Here is an 18,842-nt window from a genome sequence, read left to right on the forward strand (position 1 = left end):
TCGCACGGAGAGCATTTCCCAGTTGACAAAACTATAGGAACACCCAACGGGGTCACGCCGCAAATCCACATGAGCATCGAGGCTGGAAGCGGAAGCATGGAATTGGCCCCGATCTGTATGTAGATCGCTACAACGTTGACAAGCAACAGCATGCCAATCGGACCGAAGCCGGACCCAAAATAGGAAACAACGATTACGCAAGAAACCACGTATGCAAGGCAGGCGGCGGCAGCAAGAACAAGTCGATAGCAAAATACATGCAGGTTGAAATACTGCTGAGCATCCAAAACGATCGCGCAGTTAAGACAGTACAAAACGACACTCGTCAGGATAAACGCGCCCAAAAGGGCGAAAGAAGACAGCATCGCTCGCGCAACGATAGCGCACACACGCTTCCCTCCCCGAGCCTCCGACAACCCCCACGGTTCCTCGACAAAGCCCGAACTGACAAAGCGCGGCGCAATGCAAGCCGCGATGAATGGAAAGAACAATGCATGAGCCAACGGGGCTACGTTGAACAGCAGACCGCGAAAAACCTCTGCATTACCAAATAGAACGACATCCTCCGCCGATAGCGGAAGCGTCGGGTCTGGGAAAAAGCCCAAGAAACTGTTCTCACGGAGGCTACAGAACCACATCGGGAAAGAATTAAGCTGCAATACCACCATGCACGCATAAATTACCAGGATTAAGGCGTACGTCCATTTGATCACACGCTTCCATTCTGAATGGAGGAATCTTTTAATCTGATGAGCCATTGGGCACACCCCCAGCATGAAAGCTCACGTGAGCGTAAACCAAAACTGATAGACAGCTGGCCGCCACGCCATATCCCAGAAGCGTCAGCTGGCCCATATCGCTATACCCAAGAGCACATCCGACTCCAAGATACGGCCCCGGAAGAAAGAAGATCCATCGCAAGGACGGTATGGGCGTCTGAAGGTAAGTTCCGTAGAGCGTCAAGCTCATGACAAATCCGATTATTACCACAGCCCCGCTCAATACGGCGCTGCTTGTAATCCGATAGATGGTCACCGTCTCCAACGCAACCGATATCACCAATACGGCGTTAATCATCATTGCGGGCAAAAATGCAGCCAGCATGCTATGCGCATAGTTTTGCCCTCCACGTATTATGGCTATTGCAAAAAGAAGAAGGCAAAGCGCGCTATACGCTGCGCCAATTATTAAAGCAGACGAAAATGCATGGGCTAGAGCCCCATAAAAGCGGTTGAGACCTCTTGCCGAAGAAATTCGGTGCCCCTCTTTATAGCCATGCTCCTGTAAAATCACCAAACAAACGATGAGTGGAACGAACAGGGATGTACCGGCAAAAGCGCTGCGCGCAAGGGACTCATCAGGCGCAGAAGGATCGATTGCATTCCAGAGGAAACCAATATCCTCCCCACAAACGCCATAGCCAAAGACGAGCAACGTTGTTCCGTTTTTTAGAAAGATGCCGAAGAGAAGGCCGAACGCCAACATAAGCGCAAGACCAAACTTCGCCGGAAATATCCTGTGCAAACGCATCATATCTGCCTTTATGGGATGGATCGCCCGCTTCATAGCGAGACCGCCTTCATCAAGCGCCTGTAATACTCTTTTAGGGATGGCGCCTCATCCCTTATGACGTCCATCGATTCCTTTTTTAGCAGTTCACCGTCATGAAGAAACAGGCAGCTTGTTGCAACCGATGCCAGCTCATCCAAGTCGTGGCTAGAGATAAGCATGGTTTTGCCCTGCTCCCGATTCAATCGACCGATAAGGGCCCATATACTCTCGATGCCCAACGGATCCAATCCATTTGCCGGCTCATCGAAAATTAGTACGTCGGTGTCGCCCAATAAAGCCGTAGCTATATCCAGTCGCCGTTTCATTCCCAGAGAAAAACTGCTCACGCTCTTTTTCTCATCGACGTCCAGCCCGACCAGGCCCAAGACGCGAGGAACCTCACGTTTCTCATCGAGCCCCCATTCCGCACATCGGATCCGAAGATTCTCAGCCGCACTGAGAGATTGGTATGCTCCGCAGGAATCTGGCACATAGCCGACACGCGTCCGCATCAGGCTCAGCTCTTTTTTTGATTTGCCTCCAAAGAGCTCCACGCTCCCCGACGATGGCTCACAGAGGCCCAGCACTATTTTAATAAGCGTGCTTTTACCCGCCCCGTTTGCACCGACAAGGGCACAGAGCTCAGACTGATGCACCTCGAAGGAAACGTCATGCAAAACGTGCCGTTTCCCGTAGCGTTTTGAAACTTTTGATAGCTTTATCGCCGATGCGTTCATTGGCCTCCCGTTCCGCTTGATAGCAAAACCGCTCATATCGTTCCTTCTTTCCTTTATCGTTTTCCATAGTTGTTATTGTTTTTCGATAACTCATATTTGTTAAGATAATCTAAAAGAAGGAACCCGTGTTAGACACGGGTCCCTTCACGCTGATATTTCGTTTTAGTTGTTCGCCTTAAGCTACTCGTCACTCAAATCGACAGCAAAGACTGATGTCGGAAGCGACGCCTCGTTGCCTCCGCCATCCTGCATCTGTCTCACGACATTTTTCGCGCGCTCGACAATAAGCTCCTCAAGCTCTTTCTCGCTCACGCGCTGAATAATATCTCCCGGTTGACAATCAAGCTCATCACAGATATCGAGAAGCGTCTTTAGGCGAATAGCTTTTATCTTTCCGTTTCTAAGCTTTGAAATATTAGCCGGAGTATGCCCCGTCGCCCGAATCAGATCAGCGCTGGTCTTTCCGGTCTTAAGCAGCTGCGTCTCAAGCTCGATGATGAGATAGCTCATGTTTCCTCCTACACAAGCTCGTCAGACTGCTCTTGGAGCAGCGAGGCATAACTCCAGATCGCCGAGATAAACAGACAGACAACTGCACCGATAAACGACCCCGCATCAAAGGTAGCGCCTTGGCAAATCTCAATAACGAAGGAATGAGGCACGATGTAAAGCTCCAGTCCGCCAATGGTGAGATTGACCGATTCATAGGCACCAACAAACGAAACCACGGCGTTAACAGCAAAGGCAAGTGCAAGAACACGGATAAGCCGCACATGCGCCTTGGTAAAGGGCGAGACGCCCCGAGAGATGTTATGGCTGATTCCGCACAAAGCGACAAGCGAAACACCCACGACGAGTGCCAGGCACAGCCCGCTTGGGATAACGATGCTCCCGCCATCGAGAAGCGTCACGACACCGAAAGAATCGACAGAAACAACGTTTGCAACCGCATACCAGATCACGTAAACAACCAACGCGGCAAAAGCAACGAGCATCCCTGCAAAAACGGCTGCCATGCAAAAACCAAGCTTCCTGATATTTTCGCCCGCCTTGGCCATACGCTGAACGCTGTTGGACATACACTCACCCTCATCGGCTCTATCGTTATTCGAACAGTTTATCGAACAACGATATGGATTGCATGCGGAAAGCCCCGCCAGTGCGCATGGGCCATTTACCAACCCGGAGCGGTGAGCGTGGATTTTCGGACACTTACCGAACGAGAGTGGATAATCTCCCACTTTTAGGCCGCCACCGGGCCTAAAACGGGAGATTATCCACTCTCATAGTCATCAAGGCTCACAGCCTCTTACTCGGCCGCCTCGCGCAGGGCCGACATCGTAGCTGCATATTGCTGCTGCAGCGCATGCATTCCCTCGCGAGCGCCGTCAACGGCATCGGCGCCGCGCAGCGCCTCGGTCACCATGACCGCCGGCTCGTACAGATTATCGAATCCCAGGTTCTGGCTCACGCCTTTGAGCGTATGCACTGCCATAAACGCACTCTCGGCATCTCCCGCCGCCATGGCAGCCTCCAGCTTGTCCATGCTCTCGTCATCCAAAAACTTGAGGGCAAAGCGGGCAAGCATTTCCTCGCCCATCAGCCGAGCGCACGCGTCATCATAATTAGCGCCGATCTTCTCATACGCCTCACGCATGGAAATCATGGGTTAAAAACTCCTTTGGTCAAACTAAATCGTGGGAAACGCAACGACGTCAGCGGGGCGTGCCAACGTCTCGGCAATTTGGTCTTGCACCTCGAGCAGACAATCGAGCAGCAGCGGGTTAAAGGTGCCGCACTTACCGTCCAGGATCATCTGGATCGCCTCCTTGTGCGGGATAGCGTCCTTGTACACACGCGCACTCGTCAGTGCATCGTACACGTCAGCCACCGAAACCACCTGCGCGGCGATGGGGATATCGTCGCCCTTAAGACCGTCGGGATAACCCCTGCCGTCCCAGCGCTCGTGGTGCCAACGCGCAATCTGGTACGCATATTCCAAAAGCGCATTGCCGGCGTGATGGCTGCCCAGCTCGAGCAGCATGTTGGCGCCAATCGTGGCATGCGTCTTCATGATCTCGAATTCCTCGGGCGTGAGGCGCCCGGGCTTGTTGAGGATCGCATCGTCAATCGACATCTTGCCGATATCCTGCAGCGCCGAAGCCAGGGCGATCGTGGAGCGTTCCTCATTGTCGAGGGAGATCGTGCCGCTACGCTGGACCAGATAGCCAAGCAGCAGCTCGGTCAGCTTCTCGATGTTCGTAACGTGCCTGCCGCTCTCGCCGTTGCGAAGCTCCATGACGCCGGCCATGATGTCGATGAGCATGCGGCTATTCTTGACGCGCTCATTGTACTGCTGAGACAGCAGGCTCGTCAGACGGCGTTGCTTGGCATACAGGCGGATGGTGTTGCTTACGCGGCGGCGCACGACACGGGAGTCAAACGGGCGGTTGACATAGTCCGAGGCACCAAGCTCATACGCACGCAGCACCACTTCGTCGGAATCTTCGCTCGAGATCATGATGACGGGCAAATTGTCAATATTCGATCGACGCGACAGATCGCCCAGCACCTCAAAGCCGTTCATGCCCGGCATGACAATGTCCAGCAGCACGAGCGACAACTCATCGCCATAGCGGTCGACCATGTCGAGCGCCGCGCGACCGTTATCGGCCTCGAGGATGCAATACTCGTCCTTGAGCATCTCGTTGAGAATGGCTCGGTTCATCTCGGAGTCATCGACAATAAGCACCGTAGGCTTTTCGCTTTGGAAGGCCTCGATGGATTCGGCATCGGTCACGACTGTACCGGCTTTTGCCTTAGCGCGGCTCAATAATTGGACAGCCTGGCTAACACCCTCATCGACCGTTTCGCCATTAATGCGAACGCCACCAACGCATGCCGTCAAGCTAACGCGCTCATGCCCCGGAATAATCGTGGAATGAACGGCATCGGATACTTGACGCAGGCGACGGGCAAAGTCATCAGAGGGAATATTGGGCATGACGGCCACAAACTTATCGCAGCCAAAACGCACAAGCTCGTCAGTCGAACGAACACCGCTGCGTATGGCCGTCGCCACGGCACCAAGCGCAAGGTCGCCGGCATGGCGGCCATACGTATCGTTGAAGGCCCTAAAATCATCAAGGTCGATCATGGCCACGCCGGCCTGCATACGGGCGCTACGAAGCTTTTCCTCGTAATATCGGCGATTGCGCACGCTCGTCAGCACGTCGGTGTAGACAAGGTCCTCTTCTGCGGCCTCCCGCTCATCAATCGGACGCGCCATCAGCAGAACGTGAGGCTCGCCCTCAACCATCAAAGAGCGCAGGCGAGCGCGGTACTCAACGCCATCGTTGAGCAGCCGTTCCGACACCTCATCGGAACCCGCCGCCAAGGCTTCAAGACTTGACTGGCGCAGACAGGGACACCGTTCGCCGGCGAGCAGGCAGTTAGGATCGCCCTTAATCTGATCGAAAGACAGCAAACGCACCACGGGGTAGGTCTTCGCGACACGGGCGACCTCGGCGGCAGCCTCCTCGTCGGTTAGATTGGCCTCGTGATTATTGAGCATAGGAGGCCCTTTCAGTAGTTTTGCTTGGTAGCAGTGGGTGCCAAATGTTACAAGGGTAGCACCTTGTCGATGCAGGTACGCACGTGAATACCGTTTCTTTTTCATGAGTTGGCAGACGGTAGGGCTGAAGCCGCAGCCGTAAGGTTCTGGGCGCATCTGTTAACACGGTCGAAATGTTTACGGGAAAAGCCCGTTTTGATTATTGCGGCTGCTAGAACCCTAGGACGCCACGGACGGCCTGGGCAGCCGCTACCGGTCGATCGCGCAGCCCGTTGTGCGCGCCGGGGACCGTTACGAGCGGACAGCCCAAAAGCTCAGCCGACGCTCTCGTGCCCGCTTCGCGGGGCGTGCCAATCGAGAGCTCGCCCAAAAACACGGCGGCCACCGTTTTCGATGCGCGGACGCGATCCCAATCGGGAACGCAGGTCATAATGATCCCGTATTCGTTTGCCATAAAGCTGCGGCCGTTGCGCAGGGCATGCTTGGCTTCCGCCTCGGTTGTCTTGGGAGCTTGAGGATCCGAATCACCGATGGCACTCAGGAAGGCTCTTAATGCCCTCGAGACCTTTCCCGCAGCAATCATCTCGAGCAAAACCGGGGCCGTGCCCAGGCCAGCGCCCTCGTTTGTCACGGCGGGTTCGTACAGCATCGCGCGCGAGACAATGGCCGGGTTTGTACGGAGAAGCTCCAGGGTCACCAGCGTACCGGCGCTGTGCGCGAGGACATTTGCCGGGGCGCCGACATGCTCGATAACGGCCTGCAGGTCGGCGGCCTGGGCGGCGAGGTCGTAGCGCCCGTCCGCGGCATCGCCGCTCTCGCCGCAACCGCGGCGGTCGTAGGCAATTACGCGATAGCCGCAGGCGAGCTCGCGGGCGATCCCGTCAAAAAATGTGCCGTCGACGCAAGCGCCGTGCACGCACACCAAGGCAGGCGCATCCGACGGCACGCCCGGCTCGGCAAACTCGCGACAGGCAATCGTGGTGCCCGCATTCTCGACCGTAAAATCCATGTTGTGCCCCATCGTCTTGCACCTTGTTAACGCATTAACTGTACCCAACCGGAAACCTCTCATAGCGCGGACATCGAGGGCAGCGTGAAAATACGAAATCTGAAAAGCACAAGCCCGAATCAGACTTTGGCACCGATGCTATGCTTAGGCACAACTGTCCCAAGGAGCATATGCCTATGTCTACGTTTTTAAATGTCAGCCCCATCTTTGGACCGGTGCGCAGTCGCCGCCTGGGCCTTTCGCTCGGTGTCAACATGATGCCGGCGTCGGGCAAGATCTGCACGTTCGACTGCATCTACTGCGAGAACGGCCTTAACGCCGAGCGCCCCTGCCATGAGCCGTATAACACGGCCGCCGTGGTGCTCGACGCACTCGAGGCCAAGCTGCGCGAGATGGCAGCCGAGGGTGAGCTACCCGATGTAATCACCTTCGCCGGCAATGGCGAGCCCACCGCCGCACCGGAGTTTCCGCAGGCTATCGCCGGCGCCATCGCACTTCGCGACCAGCTGGCCCCGAACACCAAGATCGCCGTGCTCTCCAATGGCACGCGCGCTGACCAGCCCGCTGTGCACGATGCGCTCATGATGGTCGACGACAACATCCTCAAGCTCGATACGGTCGACCCGGCTTTTATCCAGCTGCTCGACCAGCCCGTTGGCCCCTACGACGTCGAGCACCAGATCGAGACGTTCGCGAGCTTTAACGGCCACGTTATTATCCAGACGATCTTTTTGAACGGCGAGTACCAGGGCAAGTCCCTCGATAACACTGGTGAAGCGTACGTCGGCCCTTGGCTCGCGGCACTCGAGCGCATTCGCCCGCAGGAGGCGACCATCTACACGGTGGCGCGCGAGACACCGGTCGCCGGCCTTGCCAAAGCAGCGCCCGTGGTGCTCGACACAATCGCCGCACGCGTGCGCGCGCTCGGCATCCCCTGCCAGGTGAGCTACTAGCAGAACCGCACAGACTACCCGGTACTTGGCTGATGGGGTGGGCTATACTAGCTGCGAATGAAAGGAAGTTAGCCATGTTTGACAATGAACCCGTGCCCGGCCGCAACGACGCTTGCTGGTGCGGCAGCGGCAAAAAATATAAGAAATGCCACAGCGCCTTCGACGAGCGCCTCGAGCGCCTGTGGGAAGAGGGCTGGGAGGTTCTGCCCCGCACGCTCTACAAGATGCCCGCCGATATCGAGGGCATCAAGCGTTCGGCCGCCATCAACGTAGGCGTGCTCGACTACGTGGGCGAGCACATCGCCGCGGGCATGACCACCAACCAGATCGACCAGATGATCTACGACTACACCGTCGAGCACGGTGGCACGCCGGCCGACCTCAACTACGAGGGCTATCCCAAGAGCGTGTGCACCTCGATCAACGACGTGGTCTGCCACGGTATCCCCTGCGATACGGACGTGCTGCACGAGGGCGACATCATCAACGTGGACTGCTCCACGATCTTGGACGGCTACTTTAGCGACTCGAGCCGTATGTTCTGCATCGGCGAAGTCTCGGCCGAGCGCCAGCGCCTGGTCGACGTCACCCGCGCCAGCGTGGAGGCGGGTCTGGCGGCCGTCAAGCCGTGGCTGCCGCTATCCGTGATGGCCGAGGCCGTGCAAAAGACGGTCGAGGACGCCGGCTTTAGCGTGGTGCGCGAGTACGGCGGACACGGCATCGGTAAGGAGTTCCACGAGGACCCGTTTGTGGGCTTTACCACCGAGGCGCCCGATGTAGACACCATCATGGCTCCGGGCATGGTCTTTACCATCGAGCCCATGGTCAACGCCGGAGCGCCCGACATCAAGATTAGCAAGGGTGACGGTTGGTGCGTGCGCACCAAGGACGGCAGCGATTCGGCCCAGTGCGAGGTACAGCTCGTGGTGACCGAGGACGGCTACGAGCTGCTGAGCTGGTAGCCGTGGATGCGCCGGATGCTGACGGGCACGCTCGTCTAGCATCCGGCGTTTTTGTTTGAACGTTTTGCCTGATAAAACCCGCCAAAATAAACCTGTCCCTTTTTGGCGGGTCAAGCGGAAAGGACTGCTTGTGAACATCTTGGTTTTGCTGCCCGTCAACGACCGCCATCGCGCAATTCTTGAGTCGAGCGCTCCGGGCGAGGACTTTATCTACACGAGCGCCGACGCTATCACGCGCGAACAAGTCGCCAACGCCGACGTGATCTTGGGCAACATAGACCCTGCCCTACTTACCGCATGCGAGCACCTCCAGCTGCTGCAACTACAGACCGCGGGCTATGACGATTACTTGGCTGCCGGCACCGTACCAGCCGACGCCAAACTGTCTTGCTCGGTGGGCGCCTACGGCCAGGCCGTGAGCGAGCACATGTTTGCCATGGTCCTTTCCATGATGAAGCGCCTGCCCGGCTATCACGACTTGCAGCGTGAACATCGCTGGGAGGATTTGGGGCCAGTTACCTCGCTCAAAAACGCCAACGTGCTGGTGCTGGGCGCGGGCGATATCGGCGGTCACTTTGCCACGCTCTGCCGCGGCATGGGCGCGCACGTCCGCGGCATCAAGCGCCATCCACTCGTCTACCCCATTGTGTTTGAGGACATGGACGGCATGGACGCCCTACCTGAGCGCCTGGCAGAGGCCGACATCGTCGCATCCTTTATGCCGAGCACGCCCGAGACCCGCGGTCTGGCGAACGCGGAGTTCTTTGCCGCTATGAAACCAGGTGCCTTCTTTGCCAACGGCGGCCGCGGAGACCTTGTAGTTGCCGACGACTTAGTTGCCGCCCTGGAGTCGGGGCATCTCGCCGGCGCCGCGGTCGACGTCACCGACCCCGAGCCGCTGCCTGAGACAAGCCCCCTGTGGGATGCGCCCAACATGCTCATCACGCCGCATGTCTCCGGCTGGTTCCACCTAGAAGCCACGCTCAATAACGTGGTCGACATCGCCGCGGAGAATCTGCGTCACCTGCAGGCGGGCGAGACGCTACGTTGTTGGATCGAACACTAAGTATTACGCCGTTCTAACGAACGGCGTAATGAGCCGACGCTGCGAGCCCGCCGTTTGGCCAATCTGCCGCTCAATTTCAAAGGCGCGACCAGAAGGTCAGCGCCTTTTCATTTCACGGCACCTTGGCTCAAACGGCGGGCTCTCGCTGGCGTGCGCTCTACCTGCGGCGTTTCGCTGGCGCCGGCTTCATCTGCAAGCCTTAGCAGTTCCGTCTTGCCGTTGGCGTTGTGGCATTTGCCCAGATAAAACCTGCCAAAATAAACCTGTCCCTTTTTGGTAGGTTTGGTGCAATGGGGTCAGGTTGGCTTGCGCCATACCGGTAGTTCTGTCTGCGACACTCTCGCCAAAGTGATATCAAACATACATCTAGCGTTTTCGACACTTCGCTTATTAGAGCCAGTCCGTCTCCTCGTCATAGCGGTCCGAATAGGCGTTACGCTTGAGTTCTTCAGCACTCGTTGGTCGCGCCTTGGACACGTCGACCCCTGACTCATGGCAAGCGGCGACGAACAGCTGTAAACCCCGATCAATAAGCTGAGCCCCACGCTCGGCCTTCATTTCTTCGGCTCGCATTTAGAGCTCCACGCTTTCGGCTCCGTTGATGGTTAGGTCGCGCTCGTAGAAGGCGGTGAGGGCGCGGATGGCGTACATTACGTCGCGCACGCCGCCGGTCTCGTAGCTCGAGTGCATGGCAAGCTGCGGCAGGCCCACGTCCACGGCATGCATGCTCGCCTGCATGTTCGACAGGTTGCCCAGGGTAGAACCGCCGGCCATGTCGCTCTTGTTGGCGAAAGCCTGCGTGGGCACGTCGGCGTCATCGCAGATAGCCTGGAACACCGCGCGGCTAAAGGCATCGGTGCAATAGTGCTGGTTGGCTGCCTCCTTGATGACGATGCCGCCGTTAAGCACCACCTGGTTGCGAGCGTCACACTTTTCGGCATGATTGGGATGCACGGCATGCGCATTATCGCAGCTCACGAGCATCGATGCGGCAAGGGCGCGATGGTAGGACTCGTCATCAAAGCCCAGCGATCCGTTGATGCGTCGCAGCGCATCGGCCAAGAACGTCGACATGGCGCCCTGCTTGGTCTCGGAGCCAACCTCCTCGTTATCAAAGCAGCAGAAGACCGAAACGTCGCGCGCGTTCTCGGCACCCAAAAATGCCTGCAGCGAGGTGTAGGCGCAGGCCAGGTCGTCGAGCTTGGGCGTCGAGATAAACTCGTCGGCCCAGCCCCAGATGCGTGCATCCTGACGATTGACCAGGAACAGATCGCGGCCCAGGATCTGCTCGGGCTCAACGTCCAATTCGTCAGCGATCAGGGCATCGAAGTCACCCTGCTTAAGGTCGCCAGCGCTGATGAGCGGGCACAGGTCGACGGCTCGGTTGGGAGCAAAGCCCTCGTTAACGCCGCGGTTCATGTGGATAGCAAGACTCGGGATAATAGCGACTTCGCGCTCGGTGGCAAGCAGGCGGCTCTCAATACGGTCGCCTTCGCGTACCAACACGCGGCCCGCGAGCGCCAACGGACGATCGAACCAGGTGTAGTCGATCATGCCGCCGTAGGCCTCGGTGTTCAGGCGCAACGTCTCGCCTGCGCCGTCAAGCTCGGGCACGGCCTTGACCTTAAACGTCGGCGAATCGCTGTGCGACGCCGTGAGCTGAAAATGATAGTCACCGGCAACGCCGTCCTCGCCCCACGTCGCAGCCAAGTCCTCGCCCACCTTAAAGGCGATAACGCTCGAAGTATTGCGCTGCGTGTAGTAACGACCGCCCGGTTCGATATCCCATGCCGCGTTCTCGGGCAGATAGGTAAAGCCTGCCTCGTCGAGCTCGGCCATAATGGTCGCCGCCGTATGGAACATGCTGGGGCATGCCTCGATAAAGTCGATAAGGTCGTTGGCGGCCTCGATATCGTCGGCCGTCACGTGCGCGCGCTCGGGCGTTTCCTGATCCGTCATGCTCTCCCCTTTCGCTGGGTTGATGGTCCCTTCCAGCATACCCCGCCGCGCCAGCGCCGCACTCTTCATTCCGTGCTTAATTCCGCGCCGCTCACCAAGTTGAGTCATCATGCCCGCACTCCTTTTGCGACAATTACGCTAACAGGACGAGAGGAGTCGTCATGAAGCCACGTAACATTGCCATCGCCTACGGTGTCGCGGGAGCCGCCGTCGGCCTTGCCGCTGCCACCGGTATCGTTTATCACAAGCAAATCAAGTCCGCCGCGTCGCTCAAACGCTTGACCGACTATGCGGATGGCTATGACCTGTACGCAATCGACATCGCCTACGACTACGATCTTGATCGCATCATCGCTGCTGGCGTGCGCGACGACCAGGCCTACATCGATGCCGTGGTGGCGCAGGTGCTGCCCGGTGTGCCGACACATGTCCAGGCACCCCAGTTTGCCTGCAGCGCTTTTGTCGCCGTAGATGCCGAAGGCCGCGTGCGCACCGGTCGCAATTACGACTTTAAGGACGACACCTCGGCGCTGCTGGTGCGCAATCACCCGCGTGACGGCTATGCCTCCATCGGCTTTGCGGCCCTCAATAACCTGGGCGATAACACTCCGCTTGACTCCATCGCCGGACGCGCCGCGGCGTTGATGGGCCCGTTTGCCCAGCTCGACGGTGTTAACGAATGCGGCGTGTCCATTGCCGTACTCACTCTGGATTCCAAGCCCTGTGACCAGGACACGCAGCGCCCCGTCATCAATACCTCGCTCGCCATCCGCTTGGTGCTCGACCGCGCGGCTACCACACAGGAGGCCGTCGACCTGCTTTCTGCCTATGACATGCACGCCATGGCCGGACGCGACTACCACTTCTTTATCAACGACGCCGCCGGTGACGCGCGCGTAGTAGAGTGGGATCCGCACGATCCGGACCGCGCTTTCAAAGCGACTCCCGTACGCCAGGTTACGAACTTCTACACCTGCTATGGCGACGAGGTGCTCCCCAACCAAAAGAATGGCGAGCTGGGCCATGGTAAAGAGCGCGCCGTCGCAATCGCCGATGTCCTTGACGCCCATGTCGGTGCCCAAGACGAGGCAGTCGCTTGGAAGGCCCTACGCGCTGCAGCGCAAGAGCCCAATCCGGAAGACATCACCAGCAACACGCAGTGGTCGGTCGTCTTTGACAATACCGAACCCGCCGCCGCTATTACGCTGCGCCGCCACTGGGGCGACGCCGACGCCTTCGCACTGTAAGGAGCCAGGCCCGTCGACCTTACGCTCGCCTGACGTTGCTTACATTTCTATACGCTTGAGCTAACACGTTTTACCCCCGTATCAACAGTGTGCGGGGGTAAACTTATGCGCATGTTATAACTTGCCCGGAAGGATTCATCATGCTCAGGATCGGTCTTCTTACCAGTGGCGGCGACTGCCAGGCGCTCAACGCCACCATGCGCGGCATCGTCAAAACACTCATGACCAATAGCGAAGAGCCTATCGAGATCTACGGTTTTGAGGACGGCTACCAGGGCCTTATCTACAGCAGGTTCCGCGTCATGACGCCCGCCGATTTTAGCGGTATCCTCACCCGCGGCGGCACCATCCTGGGCACGAGCCGTACGCCGTTCAAGCGCCTGGATACTCCCGAGGCCGACGGCGTCGAGAAGGTGCCCGCGATGGTCCACACCTATCACAAGTTGCAGCTCGACTGCCTGTTTATGCTGGGCGGCAACGGCTCCACCAAGACCGCCAACCGCCTGCGCGAAGAGGGCCTCAACGTTATCGCCCTGCCCAAGACCATCGACAACGACACCTGGGGCACCGAGTTGACGTTTGGCTTTACGAGCGCCATCGACGTCGCCACCAAGTGCATCGACGACATCCACACCACTGCCTCGAGTCACGGCCGCGTGTTTGTCATCGAGATCATGGGCCACAAGGTCGGTTGGATTCCGCTGTATGCCGGCGTCGCGGGCGGCGCGGACGTCATCCTGATTCCCGAGATCCCTTACGACATGGATAACGTCATCAAGACCATCGAGCATCGCATGGAAACCGGCAGCCGCTTTACGATCGTAGCCGTCGCCGAGGGCGCCATCTCCAAGGATGACGCGGCACTGTCCAAGAAGGAGTACAAGAAGAAGCTCGCCGAGCGTACGAGCCCGTCAATCGTGTACGACATCGCCAAGGAGATCGAGGCCAAGACCGGTCGCGAGACCCGCGTCGCCATCCCCGGCCACACGCAGCGCGGCGGCCAGCCCGACGCCCAGGACCGCATCTTTGCGACCCAGTGCGGCGTCGAGGCAGCGCTCGGCTGCCTACGCGGCGAGTTTGGCTACATGATTGCCCTGCGTGACGGCAAGATGTGCCACATGCCGCTCGAGGAGGTCGCCGGCAAGCTCAAATATGTCGACCCCCAGAGCGATCTGGTGCGCGAGGCCAAGGCGTTGGGCATCAGCTTCGGCGACGAATAGCCTCGGTTGGAACCACCCCCCATCGGAGGCCCCAGGGCTTACCTCCCAAATCGTCCTCGGACATGTCAAGACCCCGCCGTGCGCTTCGCGCGGCGGGGTCCTTCCGTCCTGCGGAAAGATTTGGGAGGTAAGCCCTGAGGCCTCCTGCGGTAACTAGGGAGGCCGAGGCTATTCGTCTTCTTGCTGCAAGTGCGTGGGCTGAGATTTTGGGATGTTGCAGGCTCTTAGCTGAGAGTAGCACTGACATTTGTCCTGAAATGGCTGGTCGTTAGGGGTTGCTACCGGTAGTTGCGGTAGGGTTGGGGCAGATTCTAACTAGAAATGGTAGTCGCTACCGGTTGTTCTCGGCATACTCGGCTCATTCGATTCGACCATCAAACGAAAGGAACCACCATGGATCTTGCGATGGCACAGCGCCTCGTCGATCGCCGCAAGGCTGCCGGGCTTTCTCAGGAGGCGCTTGCCGCCCAGCTGGGTGTGAGTCGTCAGGCTGTCAGTAAATGGGAGCGCAGCGAGTCCTCACCCGATACCGATAACCTCATTGCGCTCGCCGCGCTGTATGACGTGTCGTTGGACGAGCTGTTATATGGGGAGGCGGCCAACGATGCCGACGACCTGGAGGACGGTAGCGCCGACACCGAGACGGCGGATGTGGCTGACGAGGCCGAGGATTCTGCCGAGCACGCCGATTGCGGCGACAAACCACTTGTCGATATTTCCCTCGCGCGCGGTATCCACGTCATTGATCCCAATAAAGGCGAGGAAGTCCATGTTGGTTGGAGCGGCATCCATGTGACCAACGAGCGCAAGGGCGAAGAGGTGCATGTGGGGCCGGACGGCGTGCATATCGATACGCTTGAGGACGATGGACATAGCGTACGCACCAATGACGACGGCACCGTCACCATCGACGGCGAGACGTTTTCCAGCTGGAAGGAAGCACACGACAAGCTCGACCATCATGGCAAGCATTTCCACACCAAGGTCGGACGTGCATGGAACAAATTCCCCTTCCCCGCACTTGTCACTCTCGCCTATCTGGTGCTCGGCATTGTCTACGGCGCATGGGGCATGGGGCTTTTCCTCGTCTTTCTGGTTCCCGTCTACTACGCGATTGGTGACTTCATCGATCGGCGCCACCTGTCTAAGCTGATCGAGGCCATCTACCCGGCAGCCGCCATCGCTTGGTTCCTCTACATGTGGCTCTGTTTGGGACAGCCCCATCCTGCATGGATCATCCTCATCACGATTCCCGTCATAAAGGCGCTCATGCGCTGGTGCCGCAAACAATGGAAGCACCGCAAACAGGCCTAACACGCTCCGACCCACCAGCACCCAACCACCCCCGCCCTTCTCCTAAGTTGCGGTGAGATAGGGACTGTTTTGAAGCTCCAAAGCGCCAAACAGTCCGTATATCACCGCAACTTACAAACAACTGGGTCAGTTCCGGCACGGAGATTAGCATTGAGCTGACCGCGCGCCACGAAAAGGGGCCATCTACTACGTTTAACTCGATGGGGCCAACCATGACCGCCTTTTTCGAAAATCGACAGGCCTTCTACCTGCGGTTTTATTTTTCGTTTTCCCGGCATGGTTGAGGGTATCCAATTAAACGTAGTAGATAGGCCCGTTTTGTGGCATACGACCCATTCAAGCCCAATCTCGAAGGCTAAAGAGAGCCTCTCATCCACGCCTGCGGGCAAAAGATAGCAAAGCAACAAACGCCGGGTCGCTCGTAGGTGCCCGGCGTTTGCCCAGATAAAACCTGCCAAAATAAACCTGTCCCTTTTTGGCAGGTTACTCGGCACTCTTGAGGGCACCGACCATGTCAATCTTGTTGAGGGTACGGTTGGTGGCGAGGTTGACGATAAACGTAAAGCCAAAGGAAAGCACCACGGCGAGCACGTAGCTTAGCGGCTCGACCTCGACGTCAAAGTACAGCGACGGCATCTGCAAAATGTACGTAAAACTCTCGGCCAGCAAGCCGCCCAGCGGTACGCCCAGCGCGGCTCCGATCGCCGTGAGGATCAACGTCTCCTTGTTGACGTAATGGTGCACCTCGCCACGGCGGAAGCCCAGCACCTTGATGGTCGCCAGCTCGCGTTCGCGCTCGGAGATATTCGTGTTGGACAGCGTAAACACCACCACAAACGACAGGCATGCCGCCATAAAAGTCACGAGCACCACGACCGAATTGATGATCGCAAAGTTCGCCTCGTAGTTCTGCCAATGTTCGGCCGTGCTCGAGATGGTGAGCCAACCGTCGCTCTTAAGCTTCTTGCTAAACGCAATCTGGTCGGCCGACGAGCCCTTAAGCAGCACAAAGACGCCGTTGAGGCGTGCGCTTCGACCGAACGCGCGCTCATAGGTGCCCTGCGTCATGTAAAGCGTATTGCCAAGATAGTTAAGCGAAATGTCACTGACTTTGACCTTGGCAACATTGAGCGACGAATCCTGGACGTATGCCGTATCGCCCGGCTGAATCCCCAGCACCAGCTGTGAACTCTTACTCAGATACACGTCTCCGTCACGCAAAGACAGCGGCTCTTTGGACTCGTCCTCGAGGCGCACATAGTCGTCCAGGTCGTTCGTGCGGTCATCGGGAATCACGATGAGCTGCACGGTCTCGCTTTTGCCGCCAAACGTAAAGGTGACGTTGTCGGTCATAATCGGCAGCGTCGAAGTCACAGTCACGTTGGAATCTTTGGCCGTGCTGCGTTCCTCTAGCGCCGCACATGTCTGCGTAAAATCGTCGGGATTGGCGACCGCCAGCAGATCGTAGCGTGTAATGTGGCCGTACTGCTTGGGCGACAGCGCGACCGACGTATCACGAATGCCCATGCCGCAAATCACAAGCGCCGTGCAGCCCGCAATGCCAAAGATGGTCATAAAGGCGCGCTTTTTATAGCGAAACAGGTTACGCGCTGCCACCTTGTTCAAAAAGCCCATGCGGCGCCAGATAAAGCCGATGCGCTCGAGCAAGATGCGCGAGCCGGCGCGCGGGGCCTTGGGGCGCATGAGCGAGGCCGGGGTCTCGGCCATCTCGTGGCGGCAGGCGATAATCGTGGCGCCCACCACGCCCACGGCAAACAGCGCCACCGAGACAATCGAGGACACGATATCGTACGAAAGCAGCATCTGGGGCAGCGAGTACATGTCGTCGAACACCGTAAACAAGAACAGCGGCAGGCCCACAAATCCGATGATATTGCCGAGCACGCCACCGATCAGACACGCCCACAGCGAGTAGTCCACATATTTGGACAGGATACGCCCGCGTGAATAGCCGAGCGCCTTGTACAGGCCAATGAGCGTGCGTTCCTCCTCGACCATGCGCGTGGCGGTGGTAAGGCTGATGAGCACGGCGACGATAAAGAAGATGAATGGGAAAACCGTGGCGATGGCCTCGATCGAGGAACTATCGCTCTCGACGCTCGAGTAGCTTGCGATATTGCCGCGGTCCTGGATGTACCAGGTGCATTCGCCCAGGTCAGAGAGCTCGGCGCGGGCATCGGCAAACTGTTGGTCGGCGGCGGCACGACGCTGGTCCAGGTCGACTTGAGCCTGTGCACGCTCCTCGCTGCCCTCGGCCATGCGGTTGATGTTGTCCTGCTCGATCCCAAAGACCATATTCGCCTGACGCTCAGCCGCGTCCAAACTCGCCGGCGTGTCGACCGTCAGCTCCTGAGCGCGCGCCTTCTCACGCTCCTCGCGGATCTTCTCGATATTGCCCTTGACCTCATTGATCTTTGCCGTGTAGGCATCCGAATAGGAGTTGAGGCTCTTGGCTCCCTCGACGATCACGTGGACCGCGGAGTAGGAAGAAGATGTCGCGGCATCCTCACTCACATAGAACTTGTAGTCCGCAGTCGAAGCAGCACGAAAGGCGTTGACGGTCGAGTCGGAGCTCACGTCGGTAGGATCGAGGACCTCGGCCGTAATGGTGTAATCGCCCGCGGCAAACTGATCCTTGGCACTTTGATTGGACGAGCTCGCGTCATTGGCGGCAAAGCTCACTGTATCGCCGATTTTCTTGCCCGAAGCCTTCAAAAAACGTGAGGTCACTGCCACTTCGCCCGAAGTCTCGGGCAGCTCGCCGCGTACTAGCACCGGTTGGTCAATATTCTCTTTGGAGAGGCTCTGTACGACGACACGCTCGCGCGTCGTACCCACGGCGGTATAGGCGGTCTCGGTATAGATGCCCTCGGCCGTCTCGACGCCATCGACCTCTTGGATCGCAGCAAGATCGTCATCGGTCAGACCATAGGTCGACTGCACGTTGATGTCATAAATATTCTGCTGGTCAAAGTAAGCGTCGACCGAATCGCACAAGTCCTCGCAGCCCGCCTTGAGGCCGCACATCACGCTCACACCGAGCGCGGTGATGACCACGATGGACAAGAAGCGCTTAAGACTGCCTCGGATTGTGCGGTAGATGCCACGGCGAAAAACCATCGGCACCATATCGTTTGAGCTTTGGGCGGTGCGGTAGGTCGTAAAATCCTGCTCGCGCTCCGTGTTCTGCGCGTCGCGGCGCTGGCTGTTTTGGCGGTCCTGGTCCATG

General features: G+C 58.1%; 17 protein-coding genes. 6 read left to right on the forward strand and 11 right to left on the reverse strand.

Translation table 11 applies throughout. The features are described 5' to 3' along the window. From DXA43_RS07380 to DXA43_RS07415, 8 genes are all read right to left on the reverse strand, one after another. A partial coding sequence (locus tag DXA43_RS07380) for a hypothetical protein (RefSeq protein ID WP_147344738.1) occupies positions 1-758 on the reverse strand: 758 nt, incomplete at its 3' end. Continuing rightward, positions 742-1,566: a hypothetical protein gene (locus DXA43_RS07385; RefSeq protein ID WP_117806720.1), complete on the reverse strand. Its 825-nt coding sequence runs from the start codon at positions 1,564-1,566 to the stop codon at positions 742-744. The genes DXA43_RS07380 and DXA43_RS07385, both read right to left, overlap by 17 nt. Next, positions 1,563-2,324, reverse strand: coding sequence for an ABC transporter ATP-binding protein (locus DXA43_RS07390; RefSeq protein ID WP_117806721.1), 762 nt, complete (start codon positions 2,322-2,324; stop codon positions 1,563-1,565). The genes DXA43_RS07385 and DXA43_RS07390 overlap by 4 nt, the downstream gene beginning before the upstream one ends. A 144-nt stretch (positions 2,325-2,468) precedes the next feature. Beyond that, positions 2,469-2,798: a helix-turn-helix transcriptional regulator gene (locus tag DXA43_RS07395; RefSeq protein WP_117806722.1), complete on the reverse strand. Its 330-nt coding sequence runs from the start codon at positions 2,796-2,798 to the stop codon at positions 2,469-2,471. An 8-nt stretch (positions 2,799-2,806) separates the two neighbouring features. Further along, a complete protein-coding gene (locus DXA43_RS07400; protein WP_117806723.1) occupies positions 2,807-3,367 on the reverse strand; it encodes a hypothetical protein in 561 nt (186 codons plus the stop codon). 230 nt (positions 3,368-3,597) lie between these two features. Then, on the reverse strand, positions 3,598-3,954 hold the full coding sequence (locus tag DXA43_RS07405) for an Hpt domain-containing protein (RefSeq protein ID WP_117806724.1): 357 nt from the start codon (positions 3,952-3,954) through the stop codon (positions 3,598-3,600). Between the two features lie 24 nt (positions 3,955-3,978). Beyond that, a complete protein-coding gene (locus tag DXA43_RS07410; RefSeq protein ID WP_158564959.1) occupies positions 3,979-5,862 on the reverse strand; it encodes an HD domain-containing phosphohydrolase in 1,884 nt (627 codons plus the stop codon). Between the two features lie 211 nt (positions 5,863-6,073). Beyond that, the gene (locus tag DXA43_RS07415) at positions 6,074-6,871 is read right to left on the reverse strand and encodes an alpha/beta fold hydrolase (RefSeq protein ID WP_158564960.1); all 798 of its coding nucleotides are present in this window, start codon (positions 6,869-6,871) and stop codon (positions 6,074-6,076) included. A 176-nt stretch (positions 6,872-7,047) separates the two neighbouring features. Here DXA43_RS07415 and DXA43_RS07420 point away from each other — a divergent pair, with 176 nt between their 5' ends. The 3 genes from DXA43_RS07420 to DXA43_RS07430 all read left to right on the forward strand — a co-directional run bounded on the left by DXA43_RS07420 (position 7,048) and on the right by DXA43_RS07430 (position 9,852). Beyond that, positions 7,048-7,824 carry a radical SAM protein gene (locus DXA43_RS07420; RefSeq protein WP_117806727.1) on the forward strand — a complete coding sequence of 259 codons (777 nt, stop codon included), beginning with the start codon at positions 7,048-7,050 and terminating at the stop codon, positions 7,822-7,824. Positions 7,825-7,898: 74 nt separating this feature from the next. Further along, positions 7,899-8,786, forward strand: coding sequence for a type I methionyl aminopeptidase (map, locus tag DXA43_RS07425; protein ID WP_117806728.1), 888 nt, complete (start codon positions 7,899-7,901; stop codon positions 8,784-8,786). A 130-nt stretch (positions 8,787-8,916) separates the two neighbouring features. Then, positions 8,917-9,852: a D-2-hydroxyacid dehydrogenase gene (locus DXA43_RS07430; RefSeq protein ID WP_117806729.1), complete on the forward strand. Its 936-nt coding sequence runs from the start codon at positions 8,917-8,919 to the stop codon at positions 9,850-9,852. A gap of 390 nt (positions 9,853-10,242) precedes the next feature. Here the strand turns inward: DXA43_RS07430 and DXA43_RS07435 are convergent, their stop codons facing one another. Continuing rightward, positions 10,243-10,425 carry a hypothetical protein gene (locus DXA43_RS07435; RefSeq protein WP_117640212.1) on the reverse strand — a complete coding sequence of 61 codons (183 nt, stop codon included), beginning with the start codon at positions 10,423-10,425 and terminating at the stop codon, positions 10,243-10,245. Continuing rightward, entirely contained in the window at positions 10,426-11,811 is a 1,386-nt protein-coding gene (locus DXA43_RS07440; protein WP_233540041.1) for a M18 family aminopeptidase, read from the reverse strand. A gap of 161 nt (positions 11,812-11,972) precedes the next feature. Between DXA43_RS07440 and DXA43_RS07445 the strand changes: the two genes are divergently transcribed. The 3 genes from DXA43_RS07445 to DXA43_RS07455 all read left to right on the forward strand — a co-directional run bounded on the left by DXA43_RS07445 (position 11,973) and on the right by DXA43_RS07455 (position 15,592). Then, on the forward strand, positions 11,973-13,058 hold the full coding sequence (locus DXA43_RS07445) for a carcinine hydrolase/isopenicillin-N N-acyltransferase family protein (RefSeq protein ID WP_117640210.1): 1,086 nt from the start codon (positions 11,973-11,975) through the stop codon (positions 13,056-13,058). A 140-nt stretch (positions 13,059-13,198) separates the two neighbouring features. Continuing rightward, a complete protein-coding gene (locus DXA43_RS07450) occupies positions 13,199-14,278 on the forward strand; it encodes a 6-phosphofructokinase (RefSeq protein ID WP_117640208.1) in 1,080 nt (359 codons plus the stop codon). Positions 14,279-14,671: 393 nt separating this feature from the next. Further along, a complete protein-coding gene (locus tag DXA43_RS07455; RefSeq protein ID WP_117806730.1) occupies positions 14,672-15,592 on the forward strand; it encodes a helix-turn-helix domain-containing protein in 921 nt (306 codons plus the stop codon). Positions 15,593-16,075: 483 nt separating this feature from the next. Here the strand turns inward: DXA43_RS07455 and DXA43_RS07460 are convergent, their stop codons facing one another. Further along, positions 16,076-18,841 (reverse strand): FtsX-like permease family protein, encoded by a 2,766-nt coding sequence (locus DXA43_RS07460; protein WP_233540042.1) that lies wholly within the window; start codon positions 18,839-18,841, stop codon positions 16,076-16,078. Position 18,842: the final 1 nt, after the last annotated feature.

This window comes from Collinsella sp. OF02-10 (genome assembly GCF_003463445.1).
Lineage (GTDB): Bacteria > Actinomycetota > Coriobacteriia > Coriobacteriales > Coriobacteriaceae > Collinsella.

What these genes read in the sequence shown, in the direction of transcription:
- DXA43_RS07395 (WP_117806722.1), bottom strand. Translation starts at nt 2,798, where the DNA reads ATGAGCTATCTCATCATCGAGCTTGAGACGCAGCTGCTTAAGACCGGA.
- DXA43_RS07400 (WP_117806723.1), bottom strand. Translation starts at nt 3,367, where the DNA reads ATGTCCAACAGCGTTCAGCGTATGGCCAAGGCGGGCGAAAATATCAGG.
- DXA43_RS07385 (WP_117806720.1), bottom strand. Translation starts at nt 1,566, where the DNA reads ATGAAGCGGGCGATCCATCCCATAAAGGCAGATATGATGCGTTTGCAC.
- DXA43_RS07445 (WP_117640210.1), top strand. Translation starts at nt 11,973, where the DNA reads ATGAAGCCACGTAACATTGCCATCGCCTACGGTGTCGCGGGAGCCGCC.
- DXA43_RS07420 (WP_117806727.1), top strand. Translation starts at nt 7,048, where the DNA reads ATGTCTACGTTTTTAAATGTCAGCCCCATCTTTGGACCGGTGCGCAGT.
- DXA43_RS07440 (WP_233540041.1), bottom strand. Translation starts at nt 11,811, where the DNA reads ATGACGGATCAGGAAACGCCCGAGCGCGCGCACGTGACGGCCGACGAT.
- DXA43_RS07435 (WP_117640212.1), bottom strand. Translation starts at nt 10,425, where the DNA reads ATGCGAGCCGAAGAAATGAAGGCCGAGCGTGGGGCTCAGCTTATTGAT.
- map (WP_117806728.1), top strand. Translation starts at nt 7,899, where the DNA reads ATGTTTGACAATGAACCCGTGCCCGGCCGCAACGACGCTTGCTGGTGC.
- DXA43_RS07450 (WP_117640208.1), top strand. Translation starts at nt 13,199, where the DNA reads ATGCTCAGGATCGGTCTTCTTACCAGTGGCGGCGACTGCCAGGCGCTC.
- DXA43_RS07410 (WP_158564959.1), bottom strand. Translation starts at nt 5,862, where the DNA reads ATGCTCAATAATCACGAGGCCAATCTAACCGACGAGGAGGCTGCCGCC.
- DXA43_RS07455 (WP_117806730.1), top strand. Translation starts at nt 14,672, where the DNA reads ATGGATCTTGCGATGGCACAGCGCCTCGTCGATCGCCGCAAGGCTGCC.
- DXA43_RS07405 (WP_117806724.1), bottom strand. Translation starts at nt 3,954, where the DNA reads ATGATTTCCATGCGTGAGGCGTATGAGAAGATCGGCGCTAATTATGAT.
- DXA43_RS07415 (WP_158564960.1), bottom strand. Translation starts at nt 6,871, where the DNA reads ATGGATTTTACGGTCGAGAATGCGGGCACCACGATTGCCTGTCGCGAG.
- DXA43_RS07390 (WP_117806721.1), bottom strand. Translation starts at nt 2,324, where the DNA reads ATGAGCGGTTTTGCTATCAAGCGGAACGGGAGGCCAATGAACGCATCG.
- DXA43_RS07460 (WP_233540042.1), bottom strand. Translation starts at nt 18,841, where the DNA reads ATGGACCAGGACCGCCAAAACAGCCAGCGCCGCGACGCGCAGAACACG.